Source organism: Trinickia sp. (assembly GCF_051953405.1).
Classification (GTDB): Bacteria; Pseudomonadota; Gammaproteobacteria; order Burkholderiales; family Burkholderiaceae; genus Trinickia.
In genome coordinates this window covers 16,848-36,637 of the sequence record NZ_JBQCIV010000055.1, presented here as the reverse complement: position 1 = coordinate 36,637, position 19,790 = coordinate 16,848, and the positions used below count along the sequence as shown (strand labels likewise).

Annotated in this window: 14 protein-coding genes; 5 read left to right on the top strand and 9 right to left on the bottom strand. The window is 63.9% G+C overall.

Annotated features, from left to right (window positions below; genetic code table 11):
* Positions 1-16: 16 nt before the first annotated feature.
* The 4 genes from ACTHN9_RS09075 to ACTHN9_RS09060 form a co-directional block, all read right to left on the bottom strand.
* Positions 17-262 carry a 4Fe-4S dicluster domain-containing protein gene (locus tag ACTHN9_RS09075; protein ID WP_440536426.1) on the bottom strand — a complete coding sequence of 82 codons (246 nt, stop codon included), beginning with the start codon at positions 260-262 and terminating at the stop codon, positions 17-19.
* Between the two features lie 29 nt (positions 263-291).
* Positions 292-2,031, bottom strand: coding sequence for a fumarate reductase/succinate dehydrogenase flavoprotein subunit (locus ACTHN9_RS09070; RefSeq protein WP_440536425.1), 1,740 nt, complete (start codon positions 2,029-2,031; stop codon positions 292-294).
* The gene (locus ACTHN9_RS09065; RefSeq protein WP_440536424.1) at positions 2,028-2,798 is read right to left on the bottom strand and encodes a GntR family transcriptional regulator; all 771 of its coding nucleotides are present in this window, start codon (positions 2,796-2,798) and stop codon (positions 2,028-2,030) included. The genes ACTHN9_RS09070 and ACTHN9_RS09065 overlap by 4 nt, the downstream gene beginning before the upstream one ends.
* Positions 2,799-3,102: 304 nt before the next feature.
* Complete coding sequence (locus ACTHN9_RS09060) at positions 3,103-3,444, bottom strand: hypothetical protein (protein WP_440536423.1); 342 nt, start codon at positions 3,442-3,444, stop codon at positions 3,103-3,105.
* 250 nt (positions 3,445-3,694) lie between these two features.
* On the opposite strand from ACTHN9_RS09060, the gene ACTHN9_RS09055 reads away from it, so the two are divergent.
* Both ACTHN9_RS09055 and ACTHN9_RS09050 read left to right on the top strand, forming a co-directional pair.
* The gene (locus ACTHN9_RS09055) at positions 3,695-4,522 is read left to right on the top strand and encodes a response regulator (protein ID WP_440536422.1); all 828 of its coding nucleotides are present in this window, start codon (positions 3,695-3,697) and stop codon (positions 4,520-4,522) included.
* The gene (locus ACTHN9_RS09050) at positions 4,506-6,881 is read left to right on the top strand and encodes a sensor histidine kinase (RefSeq protein ID WP_440536421.1); all 2,376 of its coding nucleotides are present in this window, start codon (positions 4,506-4,508) and stop codon (positions 6,879-6,881) included. The genes ACTHN9_RS09055 and ACTHN9_RS09050 overlap by 17 nt, the downstream gene beginning before the upstream one ends.
* 14 nt (positions 6,882-6,895) lie before the next feature.
* On the opposite strand, the gene ACTHN9_RS09045 is transcribed toward ACTHN9_RS09050, so the two are convergent.
* From ACTHN9_RS09045 to ACTHN9_RS09025, 5 genes are all read right to left on the bottom strand, one after another.
* Positions 6,896-8,092: a cytochrome P450 gene (locus ACTHN9_RS09045; RefSeq protein ID WP_440536420.1), complete on the bottom strand. Its 1,197-nt coding sequence runs from the start codon at positions 8,090-8,092 to the stop codon at positions 6,896-6,898.
* A 132-nt stretch (positions 8,093-8,224) separates the two neighbouring features.
* Complete coding sequence (locus ACTHN9_RS09040; RefSeq protein ID WP_440536419.1) at positions 8,225-8,632, bottom strand: HEPN domain-containing protein; 408 nt, start codon at positions 8,630-8,632, stop codon at positions 8,225-8,227.
* On the bottom strand, positions 8,629-8,967 hold the full coding sequence (locus tag ACTHN9_RS09035; RefSeq protein ID WP_440536418.1) for a nucleotidyltransferase domain-containing protein: 339 nt from the start codon (positions 8,965-8,967) through the stop codon (positions 8,629-8,631). Before ACTHN9_RS09035 ends, ACTHN9_RS09040 begins: the two co-directional genes overlap by 4 nt.
* 79 nt (positions 8,968-9,046) lie before the next feature.
* Positions 9,047-9,994, bottom strand: coding sequence for a LysR family transcriptional regulator (locus ACTHN9_RS09030; RefSeq protein ID WP_440536417.1), 948 nt, complete (start codon positions 9,992-9,994; stop codon positions 9,047-9,049).
* Positions 9,995-10,078: 84 nt separating this feature from the next.
* Positions 10,079-11,044, bottom strand: coding sequence for an MBL fold metallo-hydrolase (locus tag ACTHN9_RS09025; RefSeq protein ID WP_440536416.1), 966 nt, complete (start codon positions 11,042-11,044; stop codon positions 10,079-10,081).
* A 162-nt stretch (positions 11,045-11,206) separates the two neighbouring features.
* Between ACTHN9_RS09025 and ACTHN9_RS09020 the strand changes: the two genes are divergently transcribed.
* The 3 genes from ACTHN9_RS09020 (at position 11,207) to ACTHN9_RS09010 (ending at position 19,788) form a co-directional block, all read left to right on the top strand.
* Positions 11,207-12,220: a succinylglutamate desuccinylase/aspartoacylase family protein gene (locus tag ACTHN9_RS09020; RefSeq protein WP_440536415.1), complete on the top strand. Its 1,014-nt coding sequence runs from the start codon at positions 11,207-11,209 to the stop codon at positions 12,218-12,220.
* 43 nt (positions 12,221-12,263) lie between these two features.
* On the top strand, positions 12,264-13,649 hold the full coding sequence (locus ACTHN9_RS09015) for an MFS transporter (protein WP_440536414.1): 1,386 nt from the start codon (positions 12,264-12,266) through the stop codon (positions 13,647-13,649).
* Positions 13,650-13,749: 100 nt separating this feature from the next.
* Positions 13,750-19,788, top strand: coding sequence for an alpha-2-macroglobulin family protein (locus ACTHN9_RS09010; protein ID WP_440536413.1), 6,039 nt, complete (start codon positions 13,750-13,752; stop codon positions 19,786-19,788).
* Positions 19,789-19,790 lie beyond the last annotated feature (2 nt).

Here is a 19,790-nt window from a genome sequence, read left to right as displayed (position 1 = left end):
AAAGATGGTGGTTCGCTCAACGCAGCAGATACGGAATGTCGACCTTCACGGCGCCGGTCGGACAGTCGCGCTCGCACGGCATGCAATACCAGCATTCGTCGAACTGCATGTACGCCTTGCCTTTCGTCAGGTCGATGGCGAGCAGATCCAGCGGGCAGACATCGACGCAAACGGTGCAACCCTTATCCGCGATGCATCGCGATTCGTCGATCGTCACGGGCGCGCTGCTGCGCTGAAAGATGTCGTGCGGTGTGTAGGACATAGTCGGAAGCTCCTTGCGTTCGATCTCGCTCAAACCGTTTCCGCAACCGCGGTTCGCTCGCGGATGCGCAATGCGTCGTAGGCGCCGCGCTCGCTTTGCGCGAGCGGTACGATATACGGCTCGACGGCGCGCTTCTCGCTGGCCATGTCGCCGTTGGCATCTTTGAAGAGATGCGTGTGGCAGAACCACTCGGCATCGTTGCGATCGGGATAATCGACCCGATGGTGGTACAGCCCCCAGCGGCTCTCGGTGCGAAACAGCGAGGCACGTGCGGCCATCTCCGCACAATCGCGGATGACGCTGACTTCGGCCGCGCGCATCAGTTCATGCGGGTTGTGCGCTTTGATCGCCGCGATGTCCTCGGCAATTTCGGCGAATCGCTGCAGGCCGATTTCCATCTTGCGTGTGACTTTCGGCGGCTGTAGGTAATCGTTGACGAACCGGCGCAGCTTGTACTCGACTTGAGCCGGCGCCAACCCGCGTTCGCGCTCAAGCGGTGCCAGTGCGCGCGTGCGTTCGGCCTGCACCTGGCCGGTATCTAACCGTGCGTGCTCGCGGCCGGCGACATACTGCGCGGCATGCTCGCCGGCGAACCAGCCGTAAGTGAACGCACCGAGCATGTAGTTGTGCGGAACAGCGGCCATGTCGCCGGCCGCGTAAAGGCCTGGAACCGTGGTGCGCGCATCCGTATTCACATGAACGCCCGACGCACTGTGGCCGCTGCAAAAGCCGATCTCGGAAATGTGCATTTCCACCATCTGCGTGCGATAGTCGGTACCGCGGCCCGCATGGAAGCGGCCGCGGCTCGGACGTTCGTTCGTATGCAAGATCTGCTCGATCGTTTGAATCGTTTCTTCGGCCAAATGATCGAGTTTCAGAAAGACGGGGCCGTTGCCGCCTTGGAGTTCTTGATAGAACTCCCACATCATTTGGCCGCTCCAGTAATCGCACTCGATGAATCGCTCGCCTTTGCCGTTCGCCGTGAAGCCGCCCAGCGGGCCCGTCACGTAGGCGCAAGCGGGGCCGTTGTAGTCCTTGATCAACGGGTTGATCTGAAAGCACTCCAGATTGGCGAGTGCAGCGCCCGCGTGATAAGCCATCGCGTAACCGTCGCCGGCGTTGGTCGGGTTCTCGTACGTGCCCATCAGATAACCCGAGGCCGGCAGCCCTAGGCGGCCTGCGGCGCCGCAGCACAGGATGACGGCCTTGGCTCGAATCGCATAGAACTGTGCCGTCCGGCAATCGAAGCCCAGGACGCCGGCCGCATGGCCTTGTGCGTCGGTCAGCACGCGCGTAACGACGATCCGGTTCGTGATCTCGATGCGCCCGCGCTTCAATTGGCGATAGAGAATCTTTTTGATGTCGTGACCTTCAGGCATCGGCAAAACATAGGCACCCATGTGGTGAACCTTCTTGACCGCGAAGTCGCCATTGCCGTCCTTCTCGAACTTGACGCCCCAGCGATCGAGTTGTTCGATCGTCTTAAAGCTGTGCATCGCATAGGCGTGGACTGTGCTTTGGTCGACGATCCCATCGTTTGCGATCGTGATTTCGCGCGTGTATTGCTCGGGCGTGGCGTGCCCCGGAACGATCGCGTTGTTCAGACCGTCCATGCCCATCGAAATCGCGCCGCTGCGTTTGACGTTGGCCTTTTCGAGCAGCAGAACCTTGAGATGGGGGTTACGCTCTTTGGCCTTGATGGCCGCCATCGGCCCGGCGGTGCCGCCGCCGACCACGACGATGTCGTATTCGAGCACTTCGGTTGTCATGACTGAGTCCTGGTGTGCGGGTTCGGTTTGTCTCGGTCGATACGTAGCCGGTACTGGAACGCATCGCCGCGGAAATAGAGGAATTCGTAGTCGACAGGGCGGCCCGTCGTATCGTGCGTGAGGCGTTCGATGCGCAGGACAGGGCCGCCTTCTTCGGTGCCCAGCGCCGCGACGATCTCGTCGTCGGCGAGAATGGCGTCCACGGTCACATCGGCATGACCGAGCGGCACGCCGCAGTCGTTTTCAAGGATCAGGAAAATGTCGCGCGTGGCGAGGTCCGCGCTTGCCAACCGCTTGCCGATCGATTCAGGTATCCACGTGCACTCGAGCGAGACGGGTTCCCGATTGAGTCGTCGTACGCGATGAATTTCGACCAAGGGGGTGCCTTCGGGCAATTGGAGACGCGAGGCCTGACGGCGATCGGCTTTCACCACCCGAAACCGGCGCAGCTGATTCACGATCTCGTATCCCATGGACGACATCGCTTCGGCGAATCCTTGCAGCGACGTCACGTTCTGGAATGCCTTGGGTTTGGCGACGAACGTGCCTTTGCCGTGCAAGCGAAAAATCAGCCCTTCCTTTTGTAGATCGCCGAGCGCCTGGCGAACCGTAATCCGGCTGACGCCGAACGCGGCGCATAGCTCGTGCTCCGACGGCATTTGGCTGTGCGGCGCGTACGTACCATCTAAGATGCGCGCTCGCAGCGCGTCCTTGATTTTCGCGTACAGCGGCTGCGGCGATAGATGAACGAGGGCGGTGGCGGACATACTGGGCTTGTTATGACAAGACGAGCCCAGTGTAGTGATGCGCAGATACGCCGCGAACGAACGATTTTTTCTATCTATTGCACATGGCGGGGATAGCGCGCCTGGCTATCCTCGCACCCCCGCGACCACGAGCAACGCGTCTCGTTGCCGGTCGCAACACCCTCGGGGGTCTTCCTCGCGCGCCTGCGTGCTTTGATTTTCCGGCCAGCTCGCGCGGAAAAATCGAATGGGGCCGCGCGCTGGCTTGAATTGCGGCACGAACCGATGCCTACCGCAATCGTTTTTCGGGCAGAGGTATCCGCGATCAACGAAAGGGAGACGGCGATGCCGCCCCACCCTTGGCCATCGCATTCAGGCCGAACGCTTCGTTGAACTGGGTGCCGTGCGCGCTCGCCGTCGCGGGGAGCGCGCCCCCGTCGATGCTGGCGGCGCCGTAATCGCCGTATGCAGCGGCATAGTTCTCGGTAGACGCCTGCCCGGCCGGCAGCAGCAGAAACGCTGCCAATAGGGCTACCCACGTGCGCGACCTGAAGAGCGTCGCGCGCGGATGCGCGCCGGCTCGTGCTGTCTGCTCCCCAAGCCCCCGCACGATCCGTCGCGCATCCGCGGCCGGTCCGAGTGCCTGGCTTCGTCCGTTTGTGGTCATCGCTTCTTCTCCCCCGAATTCGTATCGCCCAGCCGATCGCGCAACCGCGGCGCGGCCTCGATTCGCTGGCCGACCGCCATCGGCCAGCTCGCCGATCCGAATACCGGGTTTACCGGTATTCGGGCGCATTGTTGTAACGCAACGTCACAATTGGCCTTTGACGGAGCGCCAAATGCGTTTGATCGGCGGAAAAAGTACGAATTAGGGAATTCCCTGGCAAAATGCCGTATCCGATTTGCAACGATCCCCCATGCTGCACAGCCGCTCAGTCCTTGACGATGCGCACATCCTCGTCGTCGACGATCAGCCCGATCAGTTGCGCTTGCTGATCGACGTGCTGCGCCAGGCTGGGTGCCGGATCAGCATTGCGTTCGATGGGGCGCAGGCGTACCAGCGCGCCTTGGCGATTGCGCCCGATTTGATCGTGATGGACGTTCGGATGCCGCGCATGGATGGGTTCGCGGCGTGCCGCCTGCTGGCGGACACGCCGGCTACCCGAACGATTCCGATCATTTTTTTGACTGCCGCCGATGAACTGCACGAGCGGCTGGAAGGCTTGGACATCGGCGCGGTCGACTATGTATCGAAGCCGTTCGAGCCGGCCGAAGTGCTGGCGCGGATTCGTGTTCACCTGAGCCGCGCAGGCGGCCGGCAAGATCGGGCGGCTAGCACGGGCGCCCCGGATACGACCGGCAATGGTGCCATTGTCCGCGCCGCGGTCCGGCATCTGTCTGCGCGCTTGAGCGCGCCGCCCACGGTCGAAGAGCTGGCCCGGCTGCTCGGTACCCATGAAAAGCGGTTATCGCGCGCATTCCGGGAGGAATTGGGGCAGACGGTATTCGAATATCTCCGGGGCGAACGCCTGCGGATCGCTCAGCAACTGCTGACCGGCACGCCGCTGAGCATCGCGCATATCGCCGAAGAGATCGGCTTCTCGAGTGCCGCGAATTTCGCCACGGCGTTTCGGGAGCGGTTCGCAATCAGTCCGTCCGCTTATCGGCAGGCGGGGCAGCAAGGCGGCGAACTAGGCGCGCCCGACGCTGGGCAAAGCGAGCAGCGTTATGTCGATCCCCAGTGACCGCACCGTGACGAACTCGCTCGGTCGCTGGTTACTCTTGCTATGTCTGGGCCTTGGCTTGGCGCTGTGCCGGACCGGGTGGGCGGTCGAGGCGTTCGCGGTCGCGCCCGATCGCGCCGAGCAATCGATGAGGCCAGTGCCGGTGCCGGCGGCGCTCGAGCAGGTTCAAGTATTCGAAGACGTGTCGGCGCGGATGCGGCTCGACGACATCCTCTCGTTGCCGACGGGGCGCTCGGGCGGCTTCGTCCCGCTCGGCGCGAGCGGGACGAAGCCGGGTTTCTCCCGTTCGGCCTGGTGGCTGCGCGCGGTCGTGCGCAATCGCGGCGCGGCGGCAGCCATCTATGTGCTTGCGTTGCCCGAGCCGCGCTTGGAATACGTGGATTTCTACCTGGGGCATGGCCGTCAGTGGGTGCACGATAGGGCCGATTCGACTTCGGGTGCGGCGACCGGCTCTTCGTTGTCGCGCTACCCGCTGATTCGGCTCACGCTAGCACCCGGCGAGCAGGTCTCCGTGCTGATCCGAGTGGCGGGCGATACCGCGCTTACGCTGGAGCCGACGCTGCGCACATCAGCCGATTTTGCTGCGCTGGAGCGGCGCGACGCACTGTGGGGCGGCGTGTTGATCGGCGGTATGTTAGCGCTCGGCTGGTGCGCGCTGCTCGTAGCGTACTTCTCTCGCAGCACGGCATTCCTCGTACTGGCCGCGCTTTGCGTCACGACTGCACTGTACGAAGCCGCGATTCGCGGCTACACCAAACTCTATCTGTGGCCGCATGCCGTCCAATGGAGCGTGCGCAGTATTCCGGTGTTCGGTTGTATCAGCGCGGTGCTGTTCCTTCTCTTCATTCTGCGCATCGCGCGAGGAGAGCGAACCAACGTCCCCGCGCGCCGAATTTTACTGGGTTTGGCGGTCCTGGAGGGTATCTCGGCAGCCGGTGCGGCGTTCGGCAGCGTTTATTTCTTCGATCAAGCCGCCCTTTATATCAGCGCCGCGGTGGGGATCGTCGAAGTCTGCATTGCCGTTGCGCTCTCGCGCCGGGCTACGCCTACGGCGCGGCTCATGCTCGTGACGGTCAGCTTCGGGTTGTTCAACTTCGCGCTGCACTTGATCGAAACGTTCGGATGGCTCAAGGCGGGCCCAGATTGGCTCAATTCCGACATCCATCCGAACCCGATCGTCTCGATCACCGGGTTGGCCACGAATCTTGTGGTACTGGCGGCATGGATCAACCATGTCGGCAAGCAGCGGCAGGAGGCTCGAGAAGCCCTCGCCGAATGGCAAACGAGCGAGCAGGAACGACTGCGCGACGAAGTAGCGCGGCGTACGTTCGAGTTGAACGAGGCCTTGGCCGATGCGCAAGAGAAGAACCGGCAAAAGGTCGAGACGCTCGGCTTCGTCAGTCACGATCTGCGCGCGCCGCTGGCGACGATTGCAAGCTATGCCAAGCTGCTGCAAGAGCGGGCCGATTCGAAGCAGGCGTCGCTGATCCTCGCGATCGAGCGGAGCGTGAGCTATCAGCTCGGCCTCATCGACGAATTGGTCGGCTATGCGAAGTCCGAACTCGCGCCGCTCGATATCTCGCCGGCCGTCACCGATCTGCCTGCGCTCTTGAACGACATCGCCGAATATTCGGTCGCGTTGTGCGCACAACTGAACAACCGGTTCTTCTATCAGCCGTTGACTTCGTTGCCGCGCCGGCTGACGCTCGATGGACGGCGGTTGCAGCAGGTGCTGCTCAATCTGTTGTCGAACGCGTCGAAATTCACGCGTGAGGGCGTCGTCATGATGACCGTGCGTGCGCGCGTGCGGGAAGGCCATTGGCATCTGGGATTCGAAGTCGCCGATACGGGCATCGGGATCGATATCGACCGTCAGGCAAATCTGTTTTCCGCCCTTCGGCAAATGCAAACGGTGAACGGCGCCACGGGTCTCGGCTTGTTCATCGCGCAACGTATCGTCGGTACGATGGGCGGCGAATTGCGCGTGCAGAGCGAACCGGGGCGCGGCACGTCGTTCTCGTTCGAGATCGTCGCGCCGGTTGCGGATGCCACGGAAGGGCACGCATTCGAGCAGGTGCCGTACTCGTCCTTGGGGGTATCCGGCGAGGGCCGGCTACGCCGCAGCGGTATGCGCCGTTTCGCCGTTCCACCCGAACCCGATCGTCGGCACATGGCCGCGCTGGCAAGAGACGGGCGCTTGACCGATCTCGAACGATGGGGGCACGCCGTCGGCAAGGAACCTGGCTACGAAGCGTTTCTAGCCGAGTTTCGTCGCCGCCTCGAGGCGCTGGATTTCGCCGGGATAGAGGCGCTCGCTCGCACCGAGGACGACGCGGTTGACTCGACCGCGGGTCGATAGGTCGACGACGGCGATCACGGACGCCCTCGATCGCTAAAAGCGAAGTGCGGGATTCGGCCGTTCAACGAAGGTCGGTAGCTCCACTGCAGCGCGGGATCGTCGAAATCGAATCCGCTTTCGACGATCGCTTGGACGATGCCGGCTGTGATCGCCAGCGCGATCGATTCGCCCGGGCACGCGTGGCGCGCGGCGCCGAAGCCTGGGAGCGGTTGCTGTGCGCGTGCGGGCATGAAATGCTCCGCGTCTTCGAACGCGGCTTCGTCGCGACTGGCGGCGGCCAGCAAGACGAGTACGACATCGCCGGACTGCAGGTCGACGCCTTCGATACGCACCGGTTCGCGTACGAAGCGGCGCGTGTTGTGAACGGCGGGATCGAAGCGAGCCACTTCCCGCACGAATGCATGGATGGCGGTAGGCGATTCGCGCAGGTGCGTCGCTGTCCGCGCGTGTCGGGTTAGCGTGACGATGCTGTTGCCGACAAGGCCGGCCGTCGCTTCGAACGTTTGCGAAAACAACCCCAGCAAGTTCGATACGAGCACGTTGGGTGTCGCCGTGCCTCGCTCGAGACCGCCTGCCACGATGCGTTCCACCAGTGCCGACACGCGCGTGTCGTCTTGCGTCAGCGTGTGCAATTGCGCTTGCAGCCGCGACGCCGCGTCGTGCGCGTCGTATAGGGCTTGCGCGTTCGACAAGGGGGACAGGCAGGCTACGAATTGCCGTACCGTGGCTTCGAGCCCGTCATCCGCCGGCAGGCCGACGAGCGACGCGATCAGCTGCACCGGCAGGGCGAATGCCAATACCTCGAGCAACCGCTGGTCGCTTGCCTCGGTGCGAGCGATGGCCTCGGCCGCACGCGCGTGAGCCGATCGGAACACGTGTTCGACGTCTACCGAGCCGAGCCCTGCGATCAGCGCGCGGCGCGCGACGCGATGCGGCTCGCCTTCGTTCATCCGAGCGAGTTGGCCGAACACCGCGCCGGCAGGTTCGCCGGCAATCGTGCGCGGCACGGGTTCGCTGGCGGGGCGCACTGTCAGCCTTTCGTCTTCGAGCACGACGCGCACGGTCGACGCGCGTGCGGCAATCCAGAGTTTCAGGGTGTCGTCGCGCACGAGAGGCGGGCGTTGACGCAGCGTCGCGTAGTACGGGTAGGGATCCGGGTGGGTGACGGCTTGCAGCGGATCGGCGGGATGGGCCGGATAGGACTGCGTCATAGGTGCCTCGGTGACGGTTAGGTCGAGGCAGTGTACGACGCGGGTGTCCCGTCACGGTTCAGCGTGAGGTGAAACGTGGAGGGCGGGCGGGTCACGTCGCGGGGTTACGCGCGTCGCGGATTAGTCGTCCACCTATTCTTCTGGGGGCATGAAGCTAGCCCGCATGCTCTCCACGAAGAGTTCGGCTTGTTCCACGATCTCCTTTGCTTCGTCGTACTCGACGGATTGCCCGTTATAGTCGGCCACCAAGCGGGCTTCATGGGCTCGATTGAGCAGGCGTCCCACATCCTTCGATACACGACCGCTCTTCACAAGATGATTACCGAATGCCGCGATTAGACCGCTATGCGTACGGCCGATATCGGGTCGGACCGGTGCATCCGACGACAGCAGTGCCGCGCGTGCGGCGTCGAACATCCCGTAATAGGCTCGATTTACCGCGCCGTCCATATCGCCGAGGTCGAGTAACGCGCGTGCTGAGCGACATGCCGTGGCCGCTTTCGACATCAGCGCTTCCGGTGCAAATGGGAGCTGGCTCAAAGGCGAACTCCCTCGCGGTCGATATTGCGAAGCAAGGCAGGGTTGGAGTAGTTCTCGGGGTGCTCCCATTCGTCCAGCCAAATCGGAAGCGGCGAAATAAGGATACCGGTTTCGAGCAAAACATCGAACGCGACATCGGCCATATCGAGCTTCGCAGCCAGGAAGCGCTGGTGCTGACCGCGCAACAGTACCGCGACGTCGACATCGCTGTCCGGGCGATGAGTTCCGCGCGCACGGCTGCCGTAGACAATGGCGCCAGCCATTTCGTAGCGACTCGAAATCAAACTTAAAAATCGGCGTGCAGCCTGTTCGGTGCCCGGGTCGAGGCCATTCATACGGGTCTACTCCAATTCCATAGGGGCTGATTCCGTGCCGCCATAAATACCCCGGTTGGGACGGGGGTGTCAAGGCAGCTTACCTAACGCCGCCGCGCCCGGCCTCGAGCACACGGATCAACCGCGCGAGCGCCGGATTCTCGTTTTGCGGCAGATAGGCGAACGAAAGCGGTAACCGGACCCCAAACGGCTTCACCGGAACGAACGTCACCCGCACGGGGGCGCGCGAACGGTTCGCCGAATTGACGAGCGCGGCGCCGATACCCGCCGACACAAGCGAGAGGATGGCCGATTCCGTATGCTCTTCTTGCGTAACGCGCAGCGTCAAGCCGCCTTCGCGGCATGCCGCGATCAGCGTGTCGTAGTAAGCGGGGTACACCGCCCGAGGGAACGCCACGATCGGCACGTCGCGCAGCTCGCTCGGCGAAACCGAACGGCGCTTGGCCAATGCCCAATCGTTCGGCACCGCCAAGACCACCTCGTGTTGGGCCAGCACGATCGTGCGGATGCCGGCTGGCGTGTCGCCGAACGTGTATACGAAGCCGCCGTCCAGCGCCCCCGCGAGCAGCGCTTCGTACTGCTGCGGCGTATTGAGCGACGACACTTGAATCGCCAAGTCGGGATAATCGCGTTGCAGCGAACGCAGCGCGTCCGGTACGGGCCCTTCCCAACTCGCGTTGTCGTTGACGCCTAGCCGGAGGCGGCCCGCTTCGCCGTTCACGAAGCGTTTGACCGCGGTCGAGGCGGCGTACACGGCCGCCAGCGCCTTGCGCGCCTCGCGCAAATAGACCTCGCCGACGGGTGTCAGCTCGACGCCGCGCACGGTGCGCTTCAAGAGCGTCGCGCCGAGCACCGACTCCAAGTCGTGAATCTGCCGCGTGATCGCAGGCTGCGTAATGTTGATGCGCTCCGAAGCCAAGCGAAAGCTGCCCGATTCCGCCACGGCGATGAAGTAACGCAAATGGCGCAGTTCGACGTATGCGCTGCTCGGGCCGGTGTCGAGCGATTCGCCGACGCTCTCTAGCATGGCGGCAGTTCCGTTAGAAAGGAGGTTGGCTGCATTCTAAGGCCCTCCGGCCGCTCGTAGCCGATCTGGCGCGCGCTCCCGCGCTTAAGCGAACCGCCAAACGAAGCCGCCTTTCCCATCGCGTTCGATTCGTCCCGCCGACGATCCCGAGAAATGCGACGTGAACACGTCGACGTCATGATCGGCGGCGTACTCGAAGATGCGGCGGCGCGACACCGCGGCTCGATCGCGGTCGGCGCAGAAGGACGAACTCCATTCGGGCCGAAGTACCTGGATCGGATGATGAACGACATCGCCCCAGAACAAGGCACGCGAGCCTTCGGACGCGATCTCGATCGACATATGGCCGACGCAGTGGCCCGGCGTGGGAATAAAGCGGATGCCGGGCAGATACTCCCCGCCCTCGTCGTCGATTTCGTCGGCTAAGCCGGCGCGGATGACGGGCAGTACGCTGTCTTCGAACACCATCATTCGATTCGCCGCGGCGGGCGTGTCGTAGTACGCGCGTTCGGCGCGCGCGAACACGTAGCGGGCGTTCGGAAACGTGGGGACCCACTCGCCGTCGACGAGGCGCGTATTCCAACCCACGTGATCGACGTGCAGATGGGTAATGAGCACGACGTCGACCTCCTCGGGCTGCACGCCGGCTGCGGCCAGGCGCGCCAGATAAGGCGTATCGAGCTGATGGAAGATCGCACCGAAGGGCCGATCCTTGCCGTTGCCGCACGCGGTGTCGACGAGGATGATGCGGCCATTGTGGCGAACGACCCACGTGTGCACGCTCAACTGGGCGCTGGCGAGCGTCGGCTCCGCGTGGTCCGGCACGAGCCAGGACGCATTCGCTTGCCATACCGACGGATCGAGGTCGGGGAAGAGGCGGGCGGCATCGATACCGAACGTTTGCTCGGTCACGCGTGTGACAGTGGCCGCGCCGACTCGATAAGTGGTGGACTGGATCGACATGACTGGCTCCCAAGGCAGGCCGCTCGCATCCGCTTGGATGCCTCGGCACGTGACGATACTGTGCCGGATTTCGAAGATGCCGTCCAATGCGTTTCGATGCCGTTATCGATGCCTAATCGGCATCGCTCGGTCCGATGCCGATCGGGCATCGAGCTGGACATGCTTCGGCATTGGAAATATCGAGCGGCCTCGCCGATAGTCGTGTTCGACAGGGCAGTGCAACGCATGCCCGATTTCCAGGAGACGCTCATGACCGCCCAGCCGCGCAGCTTGATTCAATCCACTGTCGATTTCGATCGGCCTGGTTTGCAAGTCGGTACGCTCAATGTGCCTTACTCGCACGACCGTTCCGCGTACGGCCGCATCCCGATTCCCGTCGCCGTGCTGAACGGCTCGCCTGGCCCCACGGTACTGCTGACGGGCGGCAATCACGGCGACGAGTTCGAAGGTCCGCTGGCACTGATGAAGCTGCTGCAGCGCTTGCCGAATATGTCGATACGCGGACGTTTGATCGTCATTCCCGCGCTCAATTTCCCGGCGTTTTTACAGGGCAAGCGTACTTCGCCGATCGACGGGCTCAATTTGAATCGGATCTTTCCGGGGAACCGCAATGGGTCGGTCTCCGAAATGATTGCGCACTACGCCGACACCGAACTCTTTCCGATCGCCGATATCGTGGTCGATCTTCACGCGGGCGGCGCGTCGTTCAATCATCTGCCGATGGTGCTCGCCGCGCTCCCTGCCGATGTGCGCCGGCATGACGAGTACATTCGTCTGATCGATGCCTTTGGTGCGCCGCACACGATGCTCATGGACCTGTTGGGCGAGGATCGCACCTATGGCGCGGCGGTCGAACGGCACGGCAAGCTATTCGTGTGCGGCGAGTTCGGCGGCTTCGGTACGTGCAATGTGCAAGGGTTGTCGATCGTCGAGCATGGGTTGGCGCGGTTGCTGCATGCGGCTGGACTGACGGATGCGCCCGAGGTCCCGCACAGTAGCGGTACGCGTCTTGTCCGCGTGAGCGGCGCGAAGCACTACCTGTTCGCGCCCGCGCACGGCGTATTCGAGCCGATGTTCCAATTGGGCGATCGCGTCCAAGCGGGCCAGCCTGCGGGGCGGCTCTTCGATCCTCATGCGCCTTGGCAGCCGCCGCAACTGTTGCGGTTCGAATCCGAGGGAATGGTCGTGTGCATTCGTTCGTATACCGGCGTCGAACCCGGCGATTGCATTGCGTTGTTGGCGAGCGAGGCGAACTGGGCATAGCCGAGTTCGATAAAAAGACAAAGACAATCACGGAGACATCGCGATGGCCCCCCTTCCCAGCGTGTCGAACACGACGTTGAGCCCCCCTTTGCCGATAGCCGCACCGCGCAGTGCGTATGTCGTTTTCGTGTTCTTCCTTTGTTTCGTTTTCTCCTACGTCGATCGACAGATCGTCAGCATCTTGGTGCAGCCGCTCGAAGCCGCGCTGCACTTGTCCGACGCTCGGATCGGCTTGCTGCAGGGCTTGGCCTTCACGCTCTGCTATGCGACGGCGGGCGTGTTCGTCGCCAAGCTCGTCGATCGATCGAACCGAGTGAGACTCATTGCGATATGCGTGGCGATCTGGGCGGTATCGACCGCGATGTGCGCGACGGCCCATACGTTCGCGGAGCTGTTGTTCTGGCGCGCGGGCACGGCGATGTCGGAGGCAGCGCTGAGCCCCGCGGCATTGTCGATTTTCAGCGATCTCTTTGCGCCACGCAAAGTCTCTCGGGCGACGAGCGCGTTCATGCTCGGGCCGTATATCGGCGGCGGGGTGGCGCTCGTCGGCGGCGGCACACTGCTGGAGTGGACAGCGCACTCGAGCCGGGGGCAGGTATTCGTCGGGTTGGGGCTCGCCCCGTGGCAGTTGGCATTCGTCGCCGTCGGTTTGCCGGGCTTGCTGCTCGCCGCGCTTGTCGCCGCGACGATCCGCGAACCCGAACGCCGTCGAGATATCGCCCGCCCGGCCGACACGCATGGCGCCGATCGGGCGAATGGCGATCTCGACGATACGCCGAGCATGATGGCGGTGTTGCGCGAACTGACGGTGACGCATCGCTTTTGCATTCCCTATTTCCTGGGCTACACCGCATTGATTTTGTTGTTCTATGCGACTTCCGCTTGGTTTCCGACATTGTTGATGCGCAAGTTCGCGCTCGGGGCGGGCGAGGTGGGGCGCATGGCCGGCCCGATCTATATGATCGGGGGCATGGCGGGCGTCATGAGCGCCAGCGCGCTGGCAGCACGGGCGACGGATAAGAATACGCTCGTCAAGACGCTGAGTATCGCCACGTTCGCGGCGTGCGCGGCGGTGCCGTTGGCGGTGGCGGCGCCGTTGCTCGGCGATCTTCGGGCGGCGCTGATTTCGTATGGCCTGTGTGCATTCGCTGCCAGCATCGTCATGGCACTGGCCCCGGTCCCTGTGCAAGTGGCCCTGCCCAATCGGATGCGGGGGCGCGCGATCGCCATTCTCGTATTCCTGACGAATACGGTCGCGGGCGGCCTGGGCCCGTTTGCCGTCGGCGTGCTTGCCGACCGGTTCGCGGCGGGAGCCTCGGGGCTCGCCTGGTCGCTCGCGGCGGTTGGCGCGCTGGCTGCGTTGGCCAGCGCGGGGCTTTACCATGTCGCGACGCGGATGGCCCGGCGTGCATACTCGACGGATTCCTAATATTGGCGAACCGTTATCGGTTCTTTATACGAACTGTCGCCCAAGTCGGTTAGAATCGCCCCCAAATTTGTAAGAACAATTAATTCTGGGAGCGTGCGCCATGCGACGCGGCACGATTGAACGAACAATCAAATGGGGTGCCGCAGCCGTTGCGGCGTTGGGTGTGTTGGCGGCAACCACATGGCGTGCCGACGCCGCGCGCATCGTGCAGGTCTCGCCGCAAGGCACCGTGACGCAGGTTCGTCAGGTCGTCGTGAAGTTCGACGAATCGATGGTTGCCTTCGGCGCGCCCAATCTGGCGGCGCCCGCCGCGGTCAAATGCAGCGACCCCCACGCCAGCGCGGGCCAATCGCGCTGGATCGACAATAAAACCTGGGCTTGGGATTTCACCTCCGATCTCCCGCCGGGGGTGGCCTGTTCTGTCGATTTAAAAGGCGGACTGAAATCGTCCGCGGGCACGGCCTTGGCCGGCCCGACGCATTATGCGTTCCAAACGGGCGGCCCGTTCGTCGAAAGCATCGAGCCGGACGACACGACGATCGAGGAGCATCAAGCGTTCGTGTTGCGTCTGAACGGGCCGGCCACGGATGCCTCGGTCCTCTCGCACGTTTGGTGCGAATCGAGTGCGCTCGGTAACCGTATCCCGATTCAGGATGTGGACGCCGATACGCGCAAGGCGCTGCTCAAGCGCTTCGATCTGCAAAAGGAAGCGGCGCGTGTGCTGACGCTTCAGTGCCAGCAGGCGTTGCCTTCCGGAACCAAGGCGCAGCTCGTTTATGGCAAAGGCGTGGCCAGCCCGAGCGGCATTGCGAACGACGTCGAGCGGCGCTTTAACTTTTCCGTGCGCGATCCGTTTTCGGTCGAGTTCTCCTGCGAACGCGAAAACGCCAAGGCCCCATGCACGCCGTTGCTTCCGTTGCGGCTTCAGTTCAACGCGCCGATCTCGCGCGAGGATGCCGAAAAGATCCGCATCGAGGGTCCGGACGGCAAGATCAAGCCGACCTTCTCCGATGACGATAAAGATCCGCAAACGGACAAGGTCGAATTCGCCGCGCCCTTGCCCGAACGCGCCGACCTGACGATCGTGCTGCCGTCGAATTTGAAGGACGTCAGCGGGCGAGCGCTCGCGAATGCCGATCTGTTCCCGCTGAAGACCGCCACGGCGGCGCTGCCGCCGCTCGCGAAGTTTTCGTCGGGGACGTTCGGCATCATCGAGCGCTTCGCCGAACCGGGCATGCCCGCGCTCGTGCCCGTGACCCTGCGCAACGTCGAGGCCGACTTGCACATTCAGGGCCTCAATGCGGGCACGTCCAAATTCACCACGCTGCGCGTCGATGCCGACGAGAACATCGTGCGCTGGATGCACGACGTCGAATTATTCGACGCTTATACGCTAAGGCGCAGCGAGATCGAGAAGCATTCGCCTGGGCTGCTGCGGCACAACCCGCATCCGGTGATCGTGCCTGTCGACGGCGCCACGCAGCAAGAAGCGAAGGATCCGGCGATCGACGTGCGTTCGTTGTCGCTGCTCGCGGGCCAGCCGGGCGTGCAAGCGCTGACGCTGCCGAAGGCCGATCCGAAGACGTTGCGCCCGTTCGAGGTGGTCGGGGTGCCGATCGCCAAGCCCGGCTTTTATGTGATCGAGCTGTCGTCGCCCGCGCTCGGCGCTTCGTTGCTCGGCAAGAAGGCGCCGATGTACGTGCGCACGGCGGTGCTTGTCACGAACCTCGGCGTTCATCTGAAACTCGGGCGCGAGAATAGCCTCGTGTGGGTCACGACGCTCGACAAGGGCGAACCGGTGCCGAATGCGGCCGTGCGCGCGAGCGATTGCAACGGCACGCAACTCGCGTCGGGGAAAACCGATGCGCACGGCCTGCTGACGATCGACGGACATCTCGCTTCGCCGTCCACGTGCCGCGACAACGGCTTCTACGGCATCTTCGTCTCGGCACGCGTCGACGATCCGAAGACCGGCCCCGATATGGCGTTCGTCCGCTCGGATTGGAATCGCGGCATCGAATCGTGGCGCTTCAATGTGCCGACCGATACGAGCGAGGACAAGACGGTTCGCGCGCATACCGTCTTCGATCGGACGCTGCTGCGTGCCGGTGAGACGGTTTCGATGAAGCACTTCTTGCGCGTCGAGACGCTGCACGGGCTCGCTTTTCCGAAAACCTATCCGACGCGTTTGACGATTCGCCATCTCGGCAGTGGGCAAACCTGGCATTTCCCGCTGACCTGGGCGGCGGATCACACGGCCGATTCGACGTTTGCGATTCCTGCCTCCGCCAAGCTTGGCGAGTACGACGTCTCGCTCGACGACGGCAAGCCCGGCAGCTCGGCATCGAGCAGCGACAGCGCCGACGCGGACGATTCGCCGGCCCACAGCTACGACTCGGGCAGCTTCCGCGTCGAAGCATTCCGCTTGCCGGTATTCAAAGGCAGCATCGGCGTGCGCGACGAGAAGGCGCATCCGCTCGTCGCGGCAAGCCAAGCGCCGCTCGCGCTGCAGATCGACTACACGTCCGGCGGCGGCGCCGCAAGCTTGCCGGTGCAGGTCTCGGCATTGATGACGACGGCGTCGCCCTCGTTCGCCGATACCTATTCCGATTTCAGCTTCGAACCGTACGTGAAGCCGAAAGACGGGGCCACTTCGTCGCCTTCCGACGACGAAGCGCAGACGGAACAGCAGGCCGACAGCGATTCGTCCAAGCTGATCGCCGACAAAGTGCCCGTGACGCTCGATCGCAACGGGTCCGGCGCCGTCGTGCTGAAAGACTTGCCGCACGTCGATGCGCCGAAGCGGCTTCAACTCGAAGCGACCTTCGCCGATCCTAACGGCGAAGTGCAGACGATCGGCGGCAACGCGACGCTGTGGCCGTCGGCCGTCGTGGCGGGCGTGAAGTCGGGGCAATGGGTGTCGGTCGGCCATACGGTACCGGTCCAAGCGCTCGCGGTGGACTTGCAAGGCAAGCCGCGCGCGGGGGTACCGCTCGAGGTGCGAGGAGTCGCCCGCATCACGATCTCGACGCGCAAGCGGATGGTCGGCGGCTTCTATGCCTACGACAACCGTACCGAAACGAAGGACCTCGGGACGCTTTGCAGCGGCAAGAGCGACGATCATGGGCTGTTGCGCTGCGACGCGAAGCTCAAGGAAGCCGGCAATGTCGACTTGGTCGTAACGGCAAAGGACGGCGACGGTAACCCATCGACGGCCGCGACTTCCGTGTGGGTCACGCGCGAGGACGAACTCTGGTTCGGCGGCGAGGACACCGACCGCATCGACGTATTGCCCGAAAAATCCGCCTATCAACCCGGCGAGACGGCGCGTTTCCAAGTTCGCATGCCGTTCCGCTTCGCCACCGCGCTGGTAGCGGTGGAGCGCGAGGGCGTCATCGAAACGCACGTCGTGAAGCTGGACGGCAAGGATCCGACGGTTTCTCTAAAGGTGGAGCCGGGCTGGGGGCCGAACGTCTATGTCTCGGTGTTGGCCTTGCGCGGGCGGATTCACGAGGTCCCGTGGTACTCGTTCTTCACTTGGGGATGGAAGGCGCCGCTCGAATGGGTGCGAGCGTTCTGGTACGAAGGCCGGCACTACGAGGCGCCCACTCCGCTTGTCGATCTCTCCAAGCCGGCCTATCGCTATGGGTTGGCGCAGATCAAGGTGGGCACGGCGGACCACAAGCTCGGCGTGACGGTGGCGCCCGATGCGAAGACCTATACGGTGCGGGGCAAGGCGCACGTCAAGTTGCGCGTGCAGATGCCGAACGGCAAGAGCGCGCCGGCGGGCACGCAAATCGCCTTGGCGGCCGTGGACGAGGCGTTGCTGGAATTGCTTCCGAACGACAGTTGGGACCTGCTCGATGCGATGCTGCAACAGCGGGCCTATGGCGTGGAGACATCGACGGCGCAAATGGAAATCGTCGGGCGCCGGCATTTCGGGCGCAAGGCCGTGCCGGCCGGCGGCGGGGGCGGGCATAGCCCCACGCGCGAGTTGTTCGACACACTGTTGCTGTGGAATCCGCGTGTGACGCTCGACGCGAACGGCGAAGCGACGGTCGACGTCCCGCTGAACGATTCGCTGACTAGCTTCCGCATCGTCGCCATCGCGGCGGTGGGCGACGGCACCTTCGGCACCGGCAGCACGACGATCCGCAGCACGCAGGATCTGCAACTGATCTCCGGGCTGCCGCCGCTCGTGCGCGAAGGCGATCGATTCCGGGCGCAGTTCACGGTGCGCAATACGACGGCGCGGGCGATGAAAGTCGTCGTCACACCGAACGTGCCCGGCGTGCCGCTGCAGCCGCAAACGGTCGAGATTGCAGCCGATTCGGCGCGCGAACTCGCGTGGACGGTGACTCCGCCGGATGGTTTGTCGGATGCGACGCCGCCGGCGTTGCCGTGGAGCGTTGCGGCGGCCGAGCAAGGCGGGTCGCATGCCAGCGACGCGCTCAAGGTCGTGCAGCGCGTGGCCGCGGCCGTGCCTGTGACTGTCCAACAAGCGACGATCGTGCAAGTCGACGGGTCGTATGCGTTGCCCGTGGCCGCGCCGGCGAATGCGACGGCCACGCAGGCCGGCACGGTGCGCGGCGGCATCGCGGTGTCGCTGCAGCCGAAGCTGTCCGACGGTTTGCCGGGCGTGCGCCGCTGGTTCGCGCATTACCCCTTCGGCTGCCTCGAGCAGCTGAGCTCGCGCGCGCTGGGGATGAACGACGTGGCGCAATGGCAAGCGGTGCTCGCACGCATGCCCGTGTATCTCGACCATGACGGCCTGGCGAACTATTTCCCGCCGAGCGACGACAGCGGCAATACGGGCAGCACGACGCTGTCCGCATACTTGCTCTCGGTCACGGACGAAGCCGCGAAGGTCGATGCGCGCTTCGCGCTGCCCGACGATTTGCGCGCCAAGCTCGAAGGCGGTCTCGTGAATTTCGTCGAGGGCAAGCTTACGCGCAAGGTCTGGGCGCCGCGCCAAGATCTGGACTTGCGCAAGCTTGCCGCGATCGAGGCGTTGTCGCGCTACGGCGCCGCGCGTCCGAGCATGCTCGAATCGATCGCGATCGCGCCGAACCAATGGCCGACCTCCGCGGTGCTCGACTACTACTCGATCCTCGCGCGCGTGAAGGACATCCCCGAACGAGACGCGAAGCTGGCGCAGACGGAGCAGATCATCCGTGCTCGCTTGACGTATCAAGGCACGCGTTTGACGTTCTCGACGGCCGAGGGCGACGATCTGTGGTGGCTGATGACCGATTCGGAATCGAATGCGGCGCGCACGCTGTTGACGTTCGTCGATGTGCCGGGCTGGAAGGAGGAGATGCCGCGTCTCGTCGCCGGCTTGCTGGCGTTGCAAACCGACGGCGCGTGGTCGACGACCACCTCCAATCTCTGGGGCGAATTGGCTGTGGCGGCGTTCTCGCACACGTTCGAGAGTACGCCCGTGACCGGGCAGACGAAGCTCGATTTCGGGGCGACGTCGAAGACGGTCTCATGGAGCCAACCGGCGGCGACTAGCCCGAGCGCCGCGTCGGCTACCCCGGTGACGAAGACGGCGAACACGCGCAGCGAGCTGCTGCCGTGGCCGAGCGAGACGCGTAGCGGGCCGGTTCCGTTGACGCTCACGCAGCAAGGCACCGGCAAACCGTGGGCCACGATCGAGAGCCTGGCCGCGGTGGCCCTCAAGGCGCCGTTCTCGGCCGGGTACCGAATCACGAAGACGATCACGCCGATCGAGCCGGCGGTGAAGGGCGCTTATACGCGCGGCGACATCGTGCGCGTTCACCTCGATATCGATGCGCAATCGGACATGACGTGGGTCGTTGTGGACGATCCGGTGCCGGCGGGCGCGACGATTCTCGGCTCGGGGCTCGGCCGCGATTCGCAGGCGGCGACCGCGGGCGAGAAGTCGGACGACGGCGCATGGCCGACCTTCGTCGAGCGTAGCTTCGACGGATATCGCGCGTACTACGACTTCTTGCCGAAGGGCAAACTGTCGATCGAATATACGATCCGGTTGAACAATGCGGGTTCGTTCGGCTTGCCGCCGACGCGCGTCGAGGCAATGTATGCCCCGTCGACGTACGGCGTATTGCCGAATGCGAATATCGTCGTGCAAATGCCGGCGGCGACGAAGCAATAGGA

Bases quoted from the DNA above. Each gene is read 5' to 3' on its own strand.
- ACTHN9_RS09075 (WP_440536426.1), bottom strand. From the start codon at position 262: ATGTCCTACACACCGCACGACATCTTTCAGCGCAGCAGCGCGCCCGTG.
- ACTHN9_RS09070 (WP_440536425.1), bottom strand. From the start codon at position 2,031: ATGACAACCGAAGTGCTCGAATACGACATCGTCGTGGTCGGCGGCGGC.
- ACTHN9_RS09065 (WP_440536424.1), bottom strand. From the start codon at position 2,798: ATGTCCGCCACCGCCCTCGTTCATCTATCGCCGCAGCCGCTGTACGCG.
- ACTHN9_RS09060 (WP_440536423.1), bottom strand. From the start codon at position 3,444: ATGACCACAAACGGACGAAGCCAGGCACTCGGACCGGCCGCGGATGCG.
- ACTHN9_RS09055 (WP_440536422.1), top strand. From the start codon at position 3,695: ATGCTGCACAGCCGCTCAGTCCTTGACGATGCGCACATCCTCGTCGTC.
- ACTHN9_RS09050 (WP_440536421.1), top strand. From the start codon at position 4,506: ATGTCGATCCCCAGTGACCGCACCGTGACGAACTCGCTCGGTCGCTGG.
- ACTHN9_RS09045 (WP_440536420.1), bottom strand. From the start codon at position 8,092: ATGACGCAGTCCTATCCGGCCCATCCCGCCGATCCGCTGCAAGCCGTC.
- ACTHN9_RS09035 (WP_440536418.1), bottom strand. From the start codon at position 8,967: ATGAATGGCCTCGACCCGGGCACCGAACAGGCTGCACGCCGATTTTTA.
- ACTHN9_RS09030 (WP_440536417.1), bottom strand. From the start codon at position 9,994: ATGCTAGAGAGCGTCGGCGAATCGCTCGACACCGGCCCGAGCAGCGCA.
- ACTHN9_RS09020 (WP_440536415.1), top strand. From the start codon at position 11,207: ATGACCGCCCAGCCGCGCAGCTTGATTCAATCCACTGTCGATTTCGAT.
- ACTHN9_RS09015 (WP_440536414.1), top strand. From the start codon at position 12,264: ATGGCCCCCCTTCCCAGCGTGTCGAACACGACGTTGAGCCCCCCTTTG.
- ACTHN9_RS09010 (WP_440536413.1), top strand. From the start codon at position 13,750: ATGCGACGCGGCACGATTGAACGAACAATCAAATGGGGTGCCGCAGCC.